Genomic DNA, 925 nt, shown 5'->3' on the forward strand with positions numbered 1-925 from the left:
CGGTCCGGACGCCAATCCGCCAAAGAATCGCCCGCGCTGCGGAGCTGGTCTCGCCTGCTGCCGTACAGCGGTGGCCGGGTCTGCATGAAAAGAACCTCCCTGATTAAAGAATTTACTCGCTTGTTCCGGTAAGTTGACCACAGTATAGCATGATTGACAGGAGATGTTTCATTTGGTTGGGCTGACTGCCCGGCATTTGGCTGGTCTCGGAAGGCCGGAAAGGCTGTAATATTCGTTAAGGGCCCGAAGGGGCTAGGGCGAATCGCCTTGCATAAAGGGAGGAAAATGTTGATGGAAGCCGTCATTCATGGAATGATGTTGGCTATAGGCCTTATTCTGCCGCTTGGAGCGCAGAATATCTTTGTATTTAACCAGGGGGCGCTGCAGCTGCGGTACAAAGGGGCGCTTCCCGCTGTAATAACGGCGGCGCTGTGCGACACGCTGCTGATCTTCGCATCCGTAGGGGGAGTGTCCCTGGCCGTACTGTCGCTAACTTGGCTGACGCCTTTCATTTACGGGGCGGGAGTCGTCTTTTTGACTGTAATGGGCTGGAAAATCCTGCAGGGGGGCCGGGCGGATGAACGCGCCGTTATTCTCCCTTCCAAAGAGCAGATCGCCTTTGCGTTGTCGGTATCGCTGCTGAATCCGCATGCTCTGATGGATACGGTGGGCGTGATCGGTACAAGCTCCCTGCAGTATGGCGGCACGGAGCGCTGGGCGTTCGCCGCAGCCGCCGCCGGGGTGTCCTGGCTGTGGTTCATGGCCTTGGCCGCCGCCGGAAGCGCGCTCGGCAAAGCCGATCCCTCCGGCCGGCTGGTACGGGCGCTGAACATTGCCTCGGCGCTGCTGCTGTGGGCGATGGCCGGATATATGGCCCGGCAGCTGTGGAGCCTGCTTGCGGCTTAACCGCCGATTTGCGACATGC

Annotated in this window: 1 protein-coding gene; it reads left to right on the forward strand. The window is 59.4% G+C overall.

Annotated features, from left to right (window positions below; genetic code table 11):
* The first annotated feature begins 288 nt into the window (after nucleotides 1-288).
* Complete coding sequence (locus L691_RS0124145) at nucleotides 289-906, forward strand: LysE/ArgO family amino acid transporter (protein ID WP_025692821.1); 618 nt, start codon at nucleotides 289-291, stop codon at nucleotides 904-906.
* Nucleotides 907-925: the final 19 nt, after the last annotated feature.

The organism is Paenibacillus zanthoxyli JH29 (assembly GCF_000520715.1).
Lineage (GTDB): Bacteria > Bacillota > Bacilli > Paenibacillales > Paenibacillaceae > Paenibacillus_AQ > Paenibacillus_AQ zanthoxyli.